We start from the raw sequence: 16,583 nt of genomic DNA on the forward strand, positions 1-16,583 counted from the left end.
CATGCAGGATAAACCCTCCATGCCAATCGTCTTCGCTGCGCACCAAAATCCAGCTTCTCGTTGTTTGCCCTTAGCCGACCTGGTGGTTCTGGCGGGGTGGCCGCACCCGTTCCCATTCCGAACACGGCCGTGAAACGCCCCAGCGCCTATGGTACTTCGTCTTAAGACGCGGGAGAGTCGGTCGCTGCCAGGTCTGCTAAAGGCAAACATATACCATCTTCTCAAACAATCTCAGTCCCTTTCCCTTCCGCGGGGTGGAGCAGCCCGGTAGCTCGTCAGGCTCATAACCTGAAGGCCGCAGGTTCAAATCCTGCCCCCGCAACCAAATCAAATCCGTCATACTGCACATAAAACAAACCCCCGTAGGCGCCCGCCCCGGGGGTTTTGTCGTGCCGGCATGACGCCCAGGCGGAAACAGACCGGAAGAGTGACAGAACGGCGGGAAGAGACGCGCGGCGAAGGACCCGCAGTCCCGGTGGATATCTGAGGCCGAAATCACCGAAAGGCTGCCGCGAGAGATTGACCGGTCTGATGTACAGTCCTCACTGTATACAAGACGACGCCTCGCGGGCGGTCGAGGAGTGCCGTCGTCATCTTCGCATCGCCGAAGACCGAGGGCTACTCGCCAAATGCCAGGTTCGTGGTGACGATGATCGGGGTTCTCTCGTAGAGCCTGCTGATCAGGTGCGAGAGGAGTTGACCGCCGGCCTTTTCTAAGGGGAGATAGCCGAGTTCATCGAGGATAATGAAGTCGAGGCGTGTGCGGTAGTCTACCATCCAACCTTGTTTGCGGTGGCGCGTTTCTGTTTCGAGCCGATTGACCACATCGACAACAGTTAAGAAGCGGCCGCGTGCTGTTGCCGATGAGCGTCCGGGCGATCGCGATTGCCAGATGGCTCTTGCCAGTTCCCGTGCTGCCGGCGAGTGCAGCTTTGCGTTGAACGGCGACGAAAGTGTCGTTAGGCAGTTCCCACACCAGGGACTCATTGACGGGTGTGTTGGTGAAGTCGAAGTCGTCGATGTCCCTTGCCAACGGCAGCTTGGCGATGCTGAACTGGTGGCGAATGGACCTGGCCTGCTTTTCGGCGATCTCCGACTGCTGGAGGTCACCAACGATACGCGGCGGTTCGTGCTGCCGTTTGATGCCGTTTCCCATAACTTCGTCGCAGGCGCTGCACATTCCATAGAGCTTCAGCGTGCTCATCAGTTCGAGAACTTTTGTGCGTTCCATCAACTTGCGTCACCTCAAGTTGTCCTAACGGGCGCAGTCGGCGACCGGCTCATGGGCAAGCCGAAGCGCATCCGGGATTTGCAGTGTTCGTGTGGCAGCCGGATCGCGACTTCGCGCCAGAATGTTGATGATCAGAGAGTCCGTGCAGACGCCGTAATCGAGACCTCCCTCACAGGCAGACTCAACGGCCGCGAGACCATCAGCGGGCAGGCATCCGAATATGGTGACCATCTGCCGATCACCATATTCGACGTTCTTCAATCGCTTTCGGACCTTCTCCATCGCGGCTGGCAAAACCCATTCCCGGAAGGGAGCGCCTTACGAAGGGCTTCGGGTTTGCGAGCCAGAACAGGGACATAGTGCCAAGGATCATAGACAGTATCGCCACGGCCGAAGCTGCGCCAATGGTCGGCGACCGTCATTCCATCCTGTTTGATGACGATCCGATCAGCATAGGCATGAACCTCGACGGCGCGACCGGCGGCCGTCGATAGAACCAAGTATTTGTTGTTAGCGAAGCGGACTGTGCAGGTCTTGGACATCGAGGCTAGGAGGCTGTGGAAGGCATCGAATGTGCCGACGTAGCGCACGAGGCTACCACGCTGGGCCTCGAACATCTGCCAGATCGTCTGCGCTGTCTGTTCTGGGTGACGATGGGCCTGGGATAGGCGACGCATTTGCCGGGCAGTCAGGCATTCAGCTCATGCAGGCTTTTGACTCGTAGACGAAGTGTGAGGAACCGCCCACGCACGAGTCCGACCTGGTTCTCGACTTGCCCTTCCTCCCAACCGGATGCTGTCGTGCAGGCTACGGGATGCACGAGATAGTGGCTGCACATCTGTGAGGCAAATCGCGATTGTCGAGGCGTTCCTTACCGATGAGGACAGCCTCGACCGCCGTCTTCTCCCGGCGAATGCTCGCATTCGTCCGGTGTTGTCGTAGATTCCGCGTGTGCATGTGCCACGGAAGAAGTCAAAGGCCTTGTCATGCGCGTCGAAGACCATCTCTTGGCTCTCACGCCTATAGGCCCGTGCGAACATCATCCGACTGTGGCGGAGGCGGTCATGGACGGTCGCCCACTCACAAGATCAGCGGCGTGCGCGAGGTCTTGGGAACGCTGGAGCGCGGCTCCTGTTCATCCCGCCATATTCGCCGGACTTCAACCCCATCGCGATACCTCCCTTCAAGCTCAAGGCCCCGCTCAGGAAGGCGGGCGCCAGAACCGTCGAAGATCGCTGGTCCGCCGTCGCCGATTGCCTCTCCGGTTTACCCCGGAGGAATGCCAACACTCCTTCGGGGCGCAGGGCTGTGACCCGAATTACGTTGACTTTGCCCTAGAACTCCTCCCAGTTGTCAGCGGAAGGTTGAACTGCTGCAGCTGCCGTAGATCTGCCGGAGAAAGCGTTGCTGATCTTGCGGACCATTGCACGCGGTTGTGACGTCGAGGAAGACGAGGGCGCGGGCCTTGCAATGGTTGCCGGCTGCGTAGGCATGGCGATCTTGCTGCTTGAGGAAAACTGGAACCGTCCGACAAGCTCTTTGAGCCTTGCGGCTTCCATCGCCAGGGTCGCACCGGCAGCGTTGGCCTCCTCGACCATGGCTGCGTTCTGCTGCGTGACCTGATCCATCTGGTTGACGGCGGTGTTCACCTCTCCAAGACCGATGGATTGTTCGCGCGAAGAGGTCGCGATGGAATCCATGTGCTGGTTGATCGTAACGATATAGGCCTCGATCGTCCGCAGTGCTTCTCCGGTCTGCTGGACAAGGTGTACGCCGCTCTGGACTTCGCCGGACGAGTTGCGGATGAGGTCCTTGATCTCTTTTGCCGCCTTTGCGGAACGCTGCGCAAGCTCCCGCACCTCCTGCGCCACGACTGCGAACCCGCGGCCCGCCTCACCGGCGCGAGCCGCTTCCACGCCCGCATTCAGGGCCAGAAGATTGGTCTGGAATGCGATTTCATCGATAACGCCGATGATGTTGGAAATCTGGCTGGAGGACTGCTCGATCTTGCTCATCGCATCGACAGCGTCGCCGACCACCGAACCGGAGCGCCGCGCGCTTTCATTGGCCTGGACGGCAACGGCGCGTGCTTCCTCGGCCCGCTTCGAGGAGTTCGAGACATTGGCGGTGATCTCATCCAATGCCGCGGCAGTTTCCTCCAGTGATGCTGCCTGTTGTTCGGTGCGCCGCGAGAGGTCGTCGGCGCTCTGGCTGATTTCGCGTGATCCGCTATCGATGGAAGCTGTCGCCTCCGCCACCGAGGAGAGCGTGGTACGGAGTTGCTCGACGGCCTGGTTGAAGTCGGTGCGCAGGCTTTCGAAGTCGTGGTGGAAGGTTTCCGAAATCTGATAGCTCAGGTCTCCTTCAGCCAGATGCTTGAGGCCGTTGGCAAGGCCGCTGGTGGCTTGGGCCATGGCATTTGCACGGGCATGTTCCGTCTCGGCGGAGCGGAGCCGGTCTTCCTCCGACTGATTGCGCTGGCGCTCCGCCTGTTCTTCGAGATCCCGCGTCTTGATCGCGTTGTCCTTGAATACCTGCACGGCGCGCGCCATGGCGCCCACCTCGTCGGGCCGGTCCCCGCCTTCGATATCGGCCTGCAGATCGCCCTTGGCCAGACGCGTCATGGTCGTGGTAATCCCGCCGATGACGGATGCGAGCGAGCGGGCGAATATCAGGAAGCCAAGAAGAGATAGAACCGAAACGACGACCGTGCCGATGATCGTTATCCACAAGGCTTTAGTGGCCTCATTGACCACTGTGGTGACGTCCGAAGCGATCTGGATGACACCGATCGTTGCGCCCGAAAAATTGGTCAGGGGCCGGGCCTCGACAAGGTAGTGCTTGTCGGCAAGCGAGATATTGGCCTGCTTTGTCTCTCCTGCCAGTACCGCCTTCAAGCTCTCCTCCGGCAACATGTCGCCTTCGATGGTAGACGCCTGCTTGACCAGCTTGCCATCGGCTTCGACGTAGATCGCGATCTCTCCGCCGATACGGTCTGCGACGGACTTGAAATAGTCGTTCGTCAGGCTGGTACCTGCGTCGACGACGCCCACGACGACACCGTCCTTCTTGATGGGCGCCGATGCGAACATGCTGACGGCCGTCCGCCCGGGTTCGATACCCGCAACAAGATTGCCGGACTGGAGCGCCTGCACGATGGTCTTGCGGCGTCCCTTCATGTCGTCGCCGAACTTGTCCGGCGTGTGAATTCGAGCAACGGCTTCGCCGTTTGCATTGGTGACGGTGAGGAACGTTATGCCGCTGTCCTTGACGATGCCCGGCATCGCGCCGGCATAGCGCGAGATGATCGCGTCACGCGCATTGGACGCGATCAGCGCCGGTATTTCAGGCTCGCCGGCGATGGCAAGAGCGATTGCCGATGCCGTTTTCCGCTGGGCCGCCATGTCCGTCTCAACGAGTGCAAGGTCAGCGCTTGCCTCGCGCGCCAGCGTATCCGCAGTTGAGGCCGATTGCCGATACGATGCGCTACCGCCAATCGCAACAGCGGAAAAGAGTACGGCCGCAAAACCGTAAGCGGTGATTTTAATCCAGAGCGGACGTTGAGCGACAGAGTGGGCCACGAGATCCTCGGCGATTTGAACTATGTAATCCAAGGTGAACGAAAATATTAAAAGTTGAGTAAATCTTCAGCTCATACAAATAAAAGATCCGTTTTCTTCGTTTATAAGAGATATAAGCTTTCTCCGAAGCACACATGGTGCGGCTGAGACGCGATGTGCCGAGTTCGGAAGCTCAGATATCGATCGCAGCAAGACCGGGCTTGTTTCTTTTCGCGTTGCATTGATCAATGTCGCTCAACGTGTGGTAAACTTCAGTCGCCGGAGATCGTCGATGATCAAGTGGGGCCGGAGCTGATACTGCCGTCTCTTGCTTGCCGATCGTCAAGCCGCTGCTTTGTCTCGCCATTGACCTGCTTTCATCCAGGTCTCCAGCTCCAGAGCCGGCAGGGGCTTTGCAAAAAGGTAACCTTGGGCCTCGTCACACGACATCTGCGTCAGGATCTCGCGCACCGGGTTCGTTTCGACACCCTCGGCCACCACGCGGTACCCGAGGTCATGCGAGAGCGTAATCATCGACTGGACCAGGCTCTGTCCGCGCTCGTCACCGTCCAGATTGCGAATGAAGGATTGGTCGATCTTGACGACCTCCGTCGGGAGCTTCTGCAGGTAGGATAGGCTGCTGTATCCGGTCCCGAAATCATCGATAGACAGTTTGATGCCGATATCGCGCAGGGCTTCGAGCGTTCGAAGCGCTGCTTTTGCATCCTTCATGATCGCGCTCTCGGTGACTTCGAGTTCGAGATGTAGGGGCGGAATGCCGTGCCGCATCAGTGCGGCCATCACATGCTCCACGAAGACGTGATCCTCGAGATTTGCCGCAGAGACATTCACCGACACCGGCATGGTAAAGCCGGCGTCGATCCATGAGCGCGACTGACCGAGCGCGGCGTTGAGAACCCAAAGGGTCAAGTCTCGAACATGTGCGGAGCGCTCGATGATCGGGATAAATTCGCTTGGCGAAACGTTCCCGAGTTCCGGATGCTGCCATCGCAGAAGCACCTCTACGGCAACGCATTTCCTGCTTTGAAGATCTATGCGCGGCTGGAAAACGAGCGCGAGCTGATTGTCGGACCGAAGAGCCTCCGAAACGTCCTGAAGAATCTTGAAATGCCGTCGATGTTTTTCATCGCGCTCCAGCGAGAACAGGCTGGCCTGATTGTTGCTGTGACGGGCATCCTGAGCGGCGCTGTTTAAAGCCTGCAGGAGCTCCGCGGGCTCGATGCCTGTGGGAGTGAATGGAACAATGCCGGCGACCGGCGTGAGCAGAAAGCGCAGATCTGTCGCGGCCTGCAAATGCGACAGAAGATCGCCAAGTTCCACAAGTGCGTCTGCTTCTTGCGAACCTTTTGCCGCAAGGAAGGCGAATTGTGTACTGGAAACGTTGTAGATCGTCCTCTGCTGCCCAAGCTCCAATCGCAACAGACGGGCCGCAGCCTTTACGCAGGCGTCAAGATGGCCCGGTCCCATCACCCGCGTAAGGTTGTCGATTTGTGCCGTCTCGGCAAGGTCGATCAAGACCGCAAGGCGGAGATTGGCATCCTGTTCATCCCGGGCGAGATCCGTCATGTCGTCGTAGAACTGGATCCGGTTCGGGAGGCCACTGACGGGCTCGATCCGTCCATAGGCATGCTGAAGCTCGATCTGCGCCATGACCATCTCGGCGAGATCGGTCAACGCACGGATCTCGCGTTCTGTGACGTGTCGCGGCTCGGTGCCAAGAACACAAAGAGCGCCGAGTCCGAACCCTTCCTTTGTTACCAAGGGCGCGCCAGCGTAAAATCGAACGCCACTTCGCCCGAGATGACTGTCGCGGTAACAAGCATCTTCTGCCATATCCTCGACAACAAGGACTTCAGTCCGCTCGGCAACCTGAGCGCAAGGCGCGCGATCTCTCGGGATCGACTGGTGCTGAACACCGACACGCGACTTGAACCATTGACGATCAACGTCCGTCAGCGACACGGCCGCGATTGGCAGATCAAAGATCTGGCTCGCCATTCTTGTGATCCGGTCGAAGCTTTCACTGGGGGGTGTGTCGAGAAGGTTCAGTTCCTGCAACGCGCCTAAACGCCGGCATTCGTAATCTAACATATGCTTGTGGCCTACACTCAATCTTTTGACCAGATTATGCCCTGAACCTTAATTTTCCGAGATATCGGCGGAAATATACATGTTCGATACCGTACGAATCCAGCAAGATTGGCGTATCCTACAAATCGGTAGTGTAACGATGGATTCATCACGACAGATCATCTCGGTGTGATCTCACGACGTATCATCAGAATCGTCATCACGCGGAATTTGTGCTGAAGGCGGATAGGCTGTGAAAGCATGCATGTCCATCTTGCCGTCAGCCATCGGCTGGTCCGTAAGCCTCTAGCGTCTCGGCACTGGAGCGGTCGTATCTGGTGAAATGCGATGCATCGGCAAAGCCATTCAGGCCTCTATCAACCGGATATCTATTTGAAGATGTTGCTCCAGGATCGAGACATCGAGGTCGGTAAATCCCGGCGCTTCGATCCATGAGATAGGGTACGGAGTGCCCGCGTCAGGTGAGGTCAAAACTAAAGGTTGACATCCCGGTCGCGCTCTTCTATTTTTGGTATATCGATATTTTGCTTGCTGAGCTTTGGTTACTGCGCGACTGGCACCGCGCTCCGAACGAACCTTCCTTTCAAAAACATCGTTTTCACTATCCGCGTCACTTTGGTGGCGTGGTCGATCTACATTGCTTTGAAAAGGGTTCATCATGACCACAGGCACCGTTAAATGGTTTAATTCCACAAAGGGCTTCGGCTTCATCCAGCCTGACGATGGCGGCGAAGACGCTTTCGTCCATATCTCGGCGGTCGAACGCGCAGGCATGCGCGAAATCGTCGAAGGCCAGAAGCTTGGCTACGAACTCGAGCGCGACAAAAAGTCGGGCAAGATGTCGGCCTGCAATCTTCAGGCTGCTTGATCTAAAACGGTCGCGTCTATGACCACGGATGTACTGGCATTGACGAGACCGATGAAATTCAGGGCCAGGCGAACAGCCTGGCCTTTTTCATTTGTCCAAGTAAGGACGCAACAGACAGGACGCTTCATGACAGAGACACATTCGAAATCGCGGAAAGATGCCGAGATTGCCTTTGGCCAGACACAAACACAGTTTTTTGCACGCGGTCACGCCGTAGAGGAGCTCGACTCGATCCTTCAGGCAAGAGAAGCGAAAACCTTGCGACTGCGCGAAGCGCGTCTTGCCAAGGAAGCACAGGATATGGCCGCCGCTGCGGCTAGCATGGAAGCGAAGCGCTCACGCAAACCCTGAATGCGTTTCAGCGTCATAAGCCGATCGTGAGATGCATCATCGCCCTTGACGTGGCTGCGCTGGTTCGCATGCGTTGAAGACGTGACGTGACGACGAAGGCCTCAAGTCCCCTTGAGGCGATCAGATGACCATGTCTCGCACGCTGCTCCGCGGGAAGAGTCGATAATGTCGACTGAGCGAGGAAAGGCCGGATCAGGACCGCCAGATCGACGGGTGATTGATCACGCCTCAGGGATAGGCTGTCGATCCATCGGGCTTGCGGGTGATCTTGCGCTCCCAGTGCACATAGTCGTCCTTCGCAAGGCACGCCTCGTCGATCTCGATACCCCAGCCGGGACGATCAGGGCGCAGGTCCATGTGTCCATCAACGGGCATGTAAGGATCGAGCGCCCAGGGCGCGTGAACATGCGGCTTGAATTCCAGAATCTTGAAGTTGGGTTGTGCCGCGCAGAAGTGGATGTTGACGGCGGTGGCCAGCGGACCCATGGGATTGTGCGGCGCGACCGTCACGTAGTGCGCCTCGGCCAGTGTCGCGATACGGCGCATTTCGGTGACGCCACCCACAACGCAGATGTCCGGCTGAATGATATCGGCACCCCGCGCATTGAGCAGTGCCAGAAACTCGAAGCGGGAGTAGAGGGATTCCCCTGTCGCGAGCGGGACGTTGATCTTGGACTTGAGCTCGCTCCACGCGGGAATGTGCTCCGGCCGGATCGGCTCTTCGTAGAATAGCGGATCATGGGAGGCGATGGCGGCGGCAAGCTGGATGGCCTGGTAAGGCTCGAAGATCTTCGCATGCGCATCGAAAGCAAACTCGAAATCCGAGGGCGTTATTTCGCGGATACGCCCGAAATAATCGCCTGTCTCCCGCACCAGTTCGCCCCAGCGTCCCTTGTGCAGGTCTCGGCGGTATGGGCTGATCTTGAAAGCGGTGTATCCGTAATCTTCATGCAGTTGCAATGTCTGATCGCGCGCGTGCTCGGGATCCGGCGCCGTGTAGACGCCGCAATAGACTTTCACGCGGTCCCGGACATTTCCCCCAAGGAGCATATAGACCGGCAGGCCGGCAGCCTTTCCGGCAATATCCCAAAGCGCGTGGTCGATCGCGGAGATGGCGGCGAGACCGAGCGCACCGGGCGGAAAACGGCATTGCTGGTTCAGCTTCAGGACCAGGAACTCCACCCGGCGCGGGTCTTCCCCCTCGATCTGGTGAAACAGGTAGTCGAGAAGCGGCGGCAGAGCGAGATCGGGCCCGTGATTGTAGCACTCGCCCCAGCCGGAAATGCCTTCGCTGGTCTCGATCTTCACGAGCAGCCGGGGACGCTCGTCCACCCGCTGCATGTAGGTTTTCAGGCTGGTAATATGCACGTTTCGGTCTCCGGTCAGGCGGCGCGGGCTTCGGTTTCGACACGATCGACGATCGAGCGAAGCAGGGAGCGCTCGTCGTTCGTCAGGGCGGTCACGCCGGGGACGCGGACCGGGCCCACATCGGTTCCCAGCATGCCCAGAGCTTCTTTCACGACCGTGACATTGGCGCCGTTGTTATACTTGGTGCGCAACGCTTCGAAGCCGGCGATACCGTCGATGAGTGTTCGGGCTCTCGCGTAGTCCCCGGCCTCTAGGGCGCGATGGATCGCGTGGCTGCGCTCCGGAAAGACATTGACGAGACCCGAAGTAAAGCCGCGTGCGCCAAGTGCGTAGAAGGCAGGCGCCCAGCCTTCGGCAAGGCCGCAGACCCAGATGGCCGGCGCATCGCGCGTGGAGCGTATGACATCGGCAAGCAGCATGAGATTGGTGGACGCGAACTTGATGCCGGCAATATTGCCGTGAAGGGCGAGCGCCCTGAAGTCGTCGACGGAAAAACCGTCGCTGCGAACATAGGCGATTAGCGGGACGGTCGCGGCATCGGCGAGATCCAGAAAATAGCGGGCCTGATAACTCGGTCCGGCGAAGGGATCCATCGGATGGTGCCCCATGATGGCATCCGCTCCTTCCGCGATGGCGTCCCGGGCGAGTGACTTCGCTTCCGCAAGGGATCGACCGACGGCCGCACTGACGAGCGTCTGCTTGTTCGCCGCCCGGATGGTGACGCGATGCACCTCGCGAACTTCGTCCATCGTCAGGGTGAAGAATTCGCCTGTGTTGCCCGCCGCCATGAGGTTCTGGACGCGAGCCGCCGCGAGGCGCTCGATCAGCGTTGTCAGTTTCTCGATGTCGATGCTGCCATCGGGACGATAGGGGGTTACCGGAACGCCGGAAATGCCGGTCAGGGCCGTCCGAACGGCCTGAAGCGTGTCAGTCACATCAACTCTCCTTGTTTCCGAATACGATGGCGAGATAGGTCTCGCCGGACCTGACCACGTGGTCGCGCATCTGCCGCTCCGCGAGATCCGCATCGCCAGCCGTTATCGCAGCCGCGATGGCCGCATGTTCCCCGAATGCCTTTTCGCGTTCGGCAGGATCCGAGTGAATGATGCGGCGCGTGCCGGCATCGTAGAATTGCTGGCGCTCGATCAGTTTGCCGAGATAGGCGCAGCGCGATGCAACGTGGATCTGGTCATGAAAGGTCTCGTTGAGGAGGATCAGGCTGTCGGCGTCGCCGCTGCTTGTCGCCTCACGCATGCGCTTCACCGTTGCCGAAAGAGCCGTGCCTTCTTCGGGCTCCCGGCGCTTGGCGGCGAGATGCGCGATCATCGATTCCAGTGCAGCCCTTGCCAGGATCATTTCCTCCGCCCAGGTCGCATTGAAGCGGACGATGACGCCGCGGCGCGGTTGCGTCTCGACGAGGCCGTCCGACTCCAGCTGGCGCAAAGCCTCCTTGATCGGCGTCGTGCTCACCCCGAGCTGTTCCGCCAGCTGCCGCTCGTTCAACTTCTGTCCGAAGGCGAAGCGGCCGCCGATGATCGCCGTGCGAAGGCTACGGTGAACGTGATCCCGCAAGGTGGCAAAGACGCGGGGGTCCAGTTTGGACATGCTGTCGCCAAGATCCTCGGTCGCGTTTTGAGCCATGGTTTCAAGAACCCCGTTGACGTCGATTGTGTTTTGTGAAATCTGATATATCAAATTTCAGATCGTTGTCGATATCAAAGTTTGCAAACATGAGGTTGAGGAGCCTCGGAGGAGACGGAATGAACAAAGCCCACCTATTCGCAATGGCTGCCGCAGCTGCGGTGTCCGTTCTAACCGCACCGGTCGCAAGCGCGGCCACGCCTGCCGATCAGCTGGTGCTTGCCTCGAATATGTCCTCGATGCGCGGGCTGGACCCGCACGAGCTGAACCAGCTTGAGTCCGCCGAAGTCGTTGCCAATCTCTATGAGCGGCTCGTCGTTCTGGCGGCCGACAGGATCGCCGAGCCGCAGCCGGGCCTTGCAGAAAGCTGGACCGTCTCGCCGGATGGGAAGACCTTCACGTTCAAGATCCGCTCCGGGGTGACGTTCCACTCGGGCAATGCCCTGACGGCGAAGGACGTCGAATGGTCGCTGCGCCGGCTCGTGAAGCTCGGGCTTGCACCGTCCACCGATCTTCGCCAGTGGGGCTTCTCCACCGAAAACGTCGATACGCTGATCCGTGCGACGGACGACGCCACACTGGTCGTCGAGACGCCTGAGGTCTGGAATGCCAACCTCATTCTCTTCTCCCTTGCCAGCTTTTCCACCTCCATTCTCGACAGCGCCTTCCTTGCAGACAAAGAGAAGGACGGCGATATGGGGCGGGCCTACCTGCAGACGGCAGATGCCGGCTCGGGGCCATACGCATTGCGTTCCTGGCGATCGAATGAGCTTTTGATCGCGGACGCCTTCAAGGATTACTGGCAGGGCGCACCGGCCATGCGCCGGGTCCTGATCCGGCATATGCCGGAGTCGTCAGCCCAGCGTCTTCAGATCGAGGCCGGGGATATCGATGTCGCGACGCGACTGTCCTCCACCGACCTGAACGCGCTCGACGCGGGTGACAAGGTGACCATCCAGAAGACGCCGGGCTTCGGCTTCTACTATCTGGCGCTGAACCAGAAGGACGAGATCCTGTCCAAGCCCAAGGTGCGCGAGGCCTTCCGCTACCTGATCGACTATGACGGCCTCGCCGGGACGGTCATGAAGTATTACGGCGTCAAGCAGCAGACGATTATCCCGGCCGGCCTGCCGGGCGCATCGACCGAAAACCCCTACAAGCTGGATGTCGAGAAGGCGAAGGCCCTGCTGGCCGAAGCCGGTTATCCCGATGGCTTCTCGAAGGTCTACTATGCGACGCCGGTAACGCCTGAATACGAGGTTGCCCAGTCTCTGGCTGCCAATGCCGCGAAAGCAGGCATCAAGCTCGATCTTCAGGGTGGCGACCATATCGGCAAGTTCCGGGCACGGGATTTCCAGCTCTTCTCGGCCCGCTCCGGCGAACGCCTGCCCGACCCACATGCCGTGCTGAATTCCTACGCGACCAATGCCGACAATGCAGATGCCGCCAAGCTTACCGGACTGCTCGCATGGCGTTCCGCCTGGGATGTGCCCAAGGAGATCCAGGACATGGTGACCGCCGCGGCCCATGAAACCGATCCGGCGAAGCGGGTGGATCTCTACGCGAAGATCAATGCCGCATATCTCGCAGGCTCTCCCGCTCTGATCACCTCCTTCCAGCGAACCGACGCAAAGGCGGTCAGCAATGTGGTCAAGGGCTATGTCGGCCACGCCACATGGCTCACCCGCTGGGACACGGTCACGAAGGCCGAATGACGGGCAGGGCGGCAATCGCCGATCAGGAAGGATGGAACGTCGTGAGCATCACCCAGACCACTGAAAGCAGACTGCCGGACAAATCGGCGCTGCTCACCGGAACCGGCAAGTTGGCCGCGTCCTTCGGCGTCATTGCGACCACGTTGCTTGGCCTCTTGATGATTACCTTCGTCATCGGCCGCATGGTGCCGGCAGACCCCGTCATCGCGGTCATCGGAGATCAGGCCGACCAGATCACCTATGATCGCGTTTATAAGGAAATGGGTCTCGATCAGCCGCTCTATGTCCAGTTCGGCACATATCTGCGCGATGTCGCGCGGCTGGATTTCGGTCAGTCGCATATTACCAAGAACCCTGTCGCAAGCGATCTTGCGCGGGTGTTTCCGGCAACGCTGGAGCTCGCCACCCTCGCCACGCTGATCGGCGCCGGCTTCGGTGTGCCGCTCGGCGTCATCGCTGCCGTTCGCAAGGGAACCTGGGTCGATCATGTCGCGCGCGTCGTGGGGTTGCTGGGCTACTCCACGCCGATCTTCTGGCTCGGCACCATCGTCATCCTCGTGTTCTACGCGACACTCGGCTGGATACCCGGCGGCGGGCGGATCGACATCTACAATGAGGGACTGGTGGATGGCCCGACCAACTCGCTGATCGTGGACTCACTGCTGGCCGGGGAGTGGGAGGTTTTCTGGAGTGCCCTTCACCACGTCGCCGCGCCGGCAATCATTCTCGGCTATGCCGCCATGGCCTATCTCAGCCGGATGAGCCGCAGCTTCATGCTGGAGCAGCTTCGTCAGGAATACATTCTGACAGCTCGGGCCAAGGGCCTTGGACAGCGCCCCATCGTCTGGCGGCACGCCTTCCGGAACATTCGCGTGCAGCTTCTGACGGTCGTTGCACTTGCCTATTGCGGCCTGCTGGACGGTACAGTGCTGATCGAGACCGTGTTCTCATGGCCGGGCCTTGGCCAATACCTCACCTCGGCGCTGTTCTTCGCCGATATGAATGCCGTTCTCGGCAGCGTTCTCCTGATCGGCCTCATATCGATTGCGGTCAATCTCCTTTCCGACATCGTCTACCGCTTCATCGACCCGAGGACCCGGTCATCATGACAATCCGTTCCGGTACGTTCCAAAACCTCCACGACTGGCTGATCCGCGAGGATTTCACCTCCAACCGGCAGGCGCGTCTGCACAAGGCCTATGTCGGCTGGTTGAGCCTCGTGGCCAATCCGCTGGCGCTGCTTGGCTTCGTGGTCATCGTGCTCCTCGTGGGCATTGCAACGCTCGCGCCGCTTCTTACCATTCACGATCCGCTCGCCCAGGATCTCGGCATGGCGCTCAAGGCTCCCTCCGCTCTCTACTGGTTTGGAACCGACGAGTTTGGCCGGGATGTCTATGCTCGCCTCGTCTATGGCGCCCGCACCACGCTCTACATCAGCATTCTCGTGACGGTCATCGTCGCTCCGATCGGCTTCGTCATCGGCGCGACGGCGGGCTATCTCGGCGGGTGGGTCGATACGGTGCTGATGCGGATCACCGACATCTTCCTCTCTTTTCCCTCTCTGGTTCTGGCGCTCGCCTTTTCCGCAGCACTCGGACCGGGCATCGAGAATGCCGTGATCGCCATCGCGCTGACCATCTGGCCGCCGATCGCGCGCCTCGCCCGTGCGGAAACGCTAACCTTTCGCAAGGCGGATTTCGTTGTCGCTGCCGAACTTCAGGGCGCCGGCATGGCGCGCATTCTCTTTCGCCACATCGTGCCGCTCTGCGCGCCGTCGATTATCGTTCGACTGACGCTCAACATGTCGAGCATCATTCTCACAGCCGCAGGTCTCGGCTTTCTCGGCCTTGGCGCGCAGCCGCCAATGCCGGAATGGGGCGCGATGGCCGCTTCCGGTCGCCAGTACCTGCTCGACGCATGGTGGCTGACGACCATCCCCGGCATCGCGATCCTCGTCGTCAGCCTCGCCTTCAACCTCCTGGGAGACGGTCTCCGTGACATTCTGGACCCGCGCAATGCCTGATCCAACGCCGCTGCCCGTGGACCCGATCCTGACGGTACGAAATATGTCGGTGGGTTTCCCGTCCCTTTCGGGCATCATTCCTGCCGTCCGCGACGTCTCTTTCTCCGTCGGGCGTGAAAAGGTCGGCATCATCGGAGAAAGCGGCTCCGGCAAGAGCACGACGGGCCGCGCTATCATGCGGCTCCAGCCACCGGGCGCGGTGGTGCAAGCCGATGCCTTGCGTTTCGAGGAGATCGACCTCCTGAAGGTGAGCGAGAAGGAAATGCTGTCCATCCGCGGGCGGCGCATGGCGATGATCCTTCAGGATCCCAAATACTCGCTCAATCCGGTCATGACGGTGGGTGAGCAGATCAGCGAAACCGTGATGTTGCATGAAAAGGTTTCCCGCAGGGTCGCGCGTGAGCGGACGCTCGGCATGCTCGAACGCGTCCAGATCCGCGACCCTCGCCGGGTCTTTGATCTCTATCCACATGAAGTCTCGGGCGGCATGGGCCAGCGCATCATGATTTCGATGATGCTGATCGCGTCTCCTTCGCTCATCATCGCCGATGAGCCGACCTCCGCGCTGGATGTGACCGTTCGCCAGCAGGTCCTTAGCATTCTCGACGAGCTGGTGACAGAGCGCGATATCGGTCTCATCTTCATCTCGCACGATCTCAATCTGGTACGCAGTTTCTGCGATCGCGTCATCATCATGTATGCTGGACGTATCGTGGAAACCATTGCGGCGGCGGATCTGGATCAGGCGAAGCATCCCTACACGCAGGGTCTTCTCAATGCCCTGCCGAGTCTCGACCATCCGCGCGACAGGCTCGATATTCTCGCGCGCGATCCTGCCTGGCTGGAGGGCTGACGATGTCCATGATCACTGTCGAACATCTCGCCGTCTCCTACGGCCATCCGAACCGGCCGACCCGCGTGGTGGATGACGTGTCCTTCGAGGTTGGCGCGAACGAAACATTTGGACTGATCGGTGAAAGCGGCTGCGGAAAATCGACCATTCTGGGTGCGCTTGCAGGCCGCAACAGGCAATGGACAGGCCGTATCACGATAGATGGCGAAGTGATCGGCGCCAAGCGGACGCAGGAACAGCTGGCACGTCAGCAGATGGTTTTCCAGGATCCCTTCGGTTCGCTCCATCCCCGCCACACGATCGGCCGCATCCTGCTGGAGCCGTTGGAAATCCACGGGATCGATGACCGCCAGACCAGAGTCGAGGCCGTGCTCCGGGATGTCGGCCTTCCCGTCAACTTCCGTTACCGTTTCCCGCACCAGCTCTCCGGCGGCCAGCGCCAGCGTGTCGCGATCGCCCGCGCCCTCATCCTGAAGCCTCGTATTCTTCTCCTCGATGAACCAACCTCTGCGCTCGACGTGTCGATCCAGGCTGAGATCCTCAATCTGCTCAAGGATCTGAGGCAACGCGAGAACCTGACCTTCATCCTTGTCAGTCACGACATGGCGGTTATCGCCCATCTTTGCGATCGCGTTGCCGTCATGCAGAACGGCGTCTTCGTGGAAACGGTGACGAAGCAGCAGATCCTCGAAGGAATGGTGACACACCCCTATACCAAGGTGCTGATGGACGGGAGCCGAGGCTACACGCCAAAGAAGCTACCGACCAAAACCCGAGGTGACGTTCGGATTTCAGTTTAAGATAGAACTCGCACGTCCCGCCGATCATCGATGGCGGTAAACGGGCCACCTCATCCTCTTG

The 16,583-nt window shown here is 59.6% G+C and carries 12 protein-coding genes, 1 tRNA gene, 1 rRNA gene and 4 pseudogenes; 10 read left to right on the plus strand and 8 right to left on the minus strand.

Going from position 1 to position 16,583, the window contains the following annotated elements; translation table 11 throughout:
* Positions 1-78 precede the first annotated feature (78 nt).
* Both rrf and BSG19_RS19360 read left to right on the plus strand, forming a co-directional pair.
* A 5S ribosomal RNA gene (gene rrf, locus BSG19_RS19355) occupies positions 79-193 on the plus strand.
* A 55-nt stretch (positions 194-248) separates the two neighbouring features.
* Positions 249-325: transfer RNA gene (locus BSG19_RS19360), tRNA-Met, on the plus strand.
* 296 nt (positions 326-621) lie between these two features.
* Here the strand turns inward: BSG19_RS19360 and BSG19_RS19365 are convergent.
* Both BSG19_RS19365 and BSG19_RS26415 read right to left on the minus strand, forming a co-directional pair.
* A pseudogene (locus BSG19_RS19365) lies at positions 622-1,231 on the minus strand (ATP-binding protein); the annotation flags it as partial.
* Between the two features lie 24 nt (positions 1,232-1,255).
* Positions 1,256-2,298 (minus strand): annotated as a pseudogene (locus BSG19_RS26415) (IS21 family transposase); the annotation flags it as partial.
* A gap of 14 nt (positions 2,299-2,312) precedes the next feature.
* On the opposite strand from BSG19_RS26415, the pseudogene BSG19_RS26420 reads away from it, so the two are divergent.
* Positions 2,313-2,514, plus strand: a pseudogene (locus BSG19_RS26420) (IS630 family transposase); the annotation flags it as partial.
* Between the two features lie 51 nt (positions 2,515-2,565).
* Here BSG19_RS26420 and BSG19_RS19375 read toward each other — a convergent pair.
* From BSG19_RS19375 to BSG19_RS26425, 3 genes and pseudogenes are all read right to left on the minus strand, one after another.
* Positions 2,566-4,812: a methyl-accepting chemotaxis protein gene (locus BSG19_RS19375; protein ID WP_092989804.1), complete on the minus strand. Its 2,247-nt coding sequence runs from the start codon at positions 4,810-4,812 to the stop codon at positions 2,566-2,568.
* Between the two features lie 321 nt (positions 4,813-5,133).
* Positions 5,134-6,462 carry a putative bifunctional diguanylate cyclase/phosphodiesterase gene (locus BSG19_RS19380; protein ID WP_244529338.1) on the minus strand — a complete coding sequence of 443 codons (1,329 nt, stop codon included), beginning with the start codon at positions 6,460-6,462 and terminating at the stop codon, positions 5,134-5,136.
* 48 nt (positions 6,463-6,510) lie between these two features.
* Positions 6,511-6,903 (minus strand): annotated as a pseudogene (locus BSG19_RS26425) (GAF domain-containing protein); the annotation flags it as partial.
* A 658-nt stretch (positions 6,904-7,561) separates the two neighbouring features.
* Here BSG19_RS26425 and BSG19_RS19385 point away from each other — a divergent pair.
* Both BSG19_RS19385 and BSG19_RS19390 read left to right on the plus strand, forming a co-directional pair.
* Positions 7,562-7,771, plus strand: a complete 210-nt coding sequence (locus BSG19_RS19385; protein WP_092989679.1) for a cold-shock protein — start codon at positions 7,562-7,564, stop codon at positions 7,769-7,771.
* Positions 7,772-7,897: 126 nt separating this feature from the next.
* Positions 7,898-8,122, plus strand: a complete 225-nt coding sequence (locus tag BSG19_RS19390) for a hypothetical protein (RefSeq protein ID WP_092989680.1) — start codon at positions 7,898-7,900, stop codon at positions 8,120-8,122.
* Between the two features lie 228 nt (positions 8,123-8,350).
* Here the strand turns inward: BSG19_RS19390 and BSG19_RS19395 are convergent, their stop codons facing one another.
* The 3 genes from BSG19_RS19395 to BSG19_RS19405 are packed head-to-tail and all read right to left on the minus strand — an operon-like array spanning position 8,351 to position 11,095.
* Positions 8,351-9,490 carry a mandelate racemase/muconate lactonizing enzyme family protein gene (locus tag BSG19_RS19395; protein ID WP_092989681.1) on the minus strand — a complete coding sequence of 380 codons (1,140 nt, stop codon included), beginning with the start codon at positions 9,488-9,490 and terminating at the stop codon, positions 8,351-8,353.
* Positions 9,491-9,504: 14 nt separating this feature from the next.
* Entirely contained in the window at positions 9,505-10,425 is a 921-nt protein-coding gene (locus BSG19_RS19400; protein ID WP_244529329.1) for a dihydrodipicolinate synthase family protein, read from the minus strand.
* 1 nt (position 10,426) lies between these two features.
* Positions 10,427-11,095, minus strand: coding sequence for a GntR family transcriptional regulator (locus BSG19_RS19405; RefSeq protein WP_244529330.1), 669 nt, complete (start codon positions 11,093-11,095; stop codon positions 10,427-10,429).
* 155 nt (positions 11,096-11,250) lie between these two features.
* Between BSG19_RS19405 and BSG19_RS19410 the strand changes: the two genes are divergently transcribed.
* The 5 genes from BSG19_RS19410 to BSG19_RS19430 are packed head-to-tail and all read left to right on the plus strand — an operon-like array spanning position 11,251 to position 16,522.
* The gene (locus BSG19_RS19410) at positions 11,251-12,846 is read left to right on the plus strand and encodes an ABC transporter substrate-binding protein (RefSeq protein ID WP_092989684.1); all 1,596 of its coding nucleotides are present in this window, start codon (positions 11,251-11,253) and stop codon (positions 12,844-12,846) included.
* Positions 12,847-12,887: 41 nt separating this feature from the next.
* Positions 12,888-13,955, plus strand: coding sequence for an ABC transporter permease (locus BSG19_RS19415; RefSeq protein WP_092989805.1), 1,068 nt, complete (start codon positions 12,888-12,890; stop codon positions 13,953-13,955).
* Between the two features lie 2 nt (positions 13,956-13,957).
* Positions 13,958-14,869 carry an ABC transporter permease gene (locus tag BSG19_RS19420; RefSeq protein WP_092989806.1) on the plus strand — a complete coding sequence of 304 codons (912 nt, stop codon included), beginning with the start codon at positions 13,958-13,960 and terminating at the stop codon, positions 14,867-14,869.
* A complete protein-coding gene (locus tag BSG19_RS19425) occupies positions 14,862-15,722 on the plus strand; it encodes an ABC transporter ATP-binding protein (RefSeq protein WP_092989685.1) in 861 nt (286 codons plus the stop codon). The genes BSG19_RS19420 and BSG19_RS19425 overlap by 8 nt, the downstream gene beginning before the upstream one ends.
* An 8-nt stretch (positions 15,723-15,730) precedes the next feature.
* Entirely contained in the window at positions 15,731-16,522 is a 792-nt protein-coding gene (locus BSG19_RS19430) for an ABC transporter ATP-binding protein (RefSeq protein WP_170866049.1), read from the plus strand.
* Positions 16,523-16,583: the final 61 nt, after the last annotated feature.

The organism is Rhizobium sp. NFR03 (genome assembly GCF_900111275.1).
In the GTDB taxonomy this organism is placed as follows: Bacteria; Pseudomonadota; Alphaproteobacteria; order Rhizobiales; family Rhizobiaceae; genus Ferranicluibacter.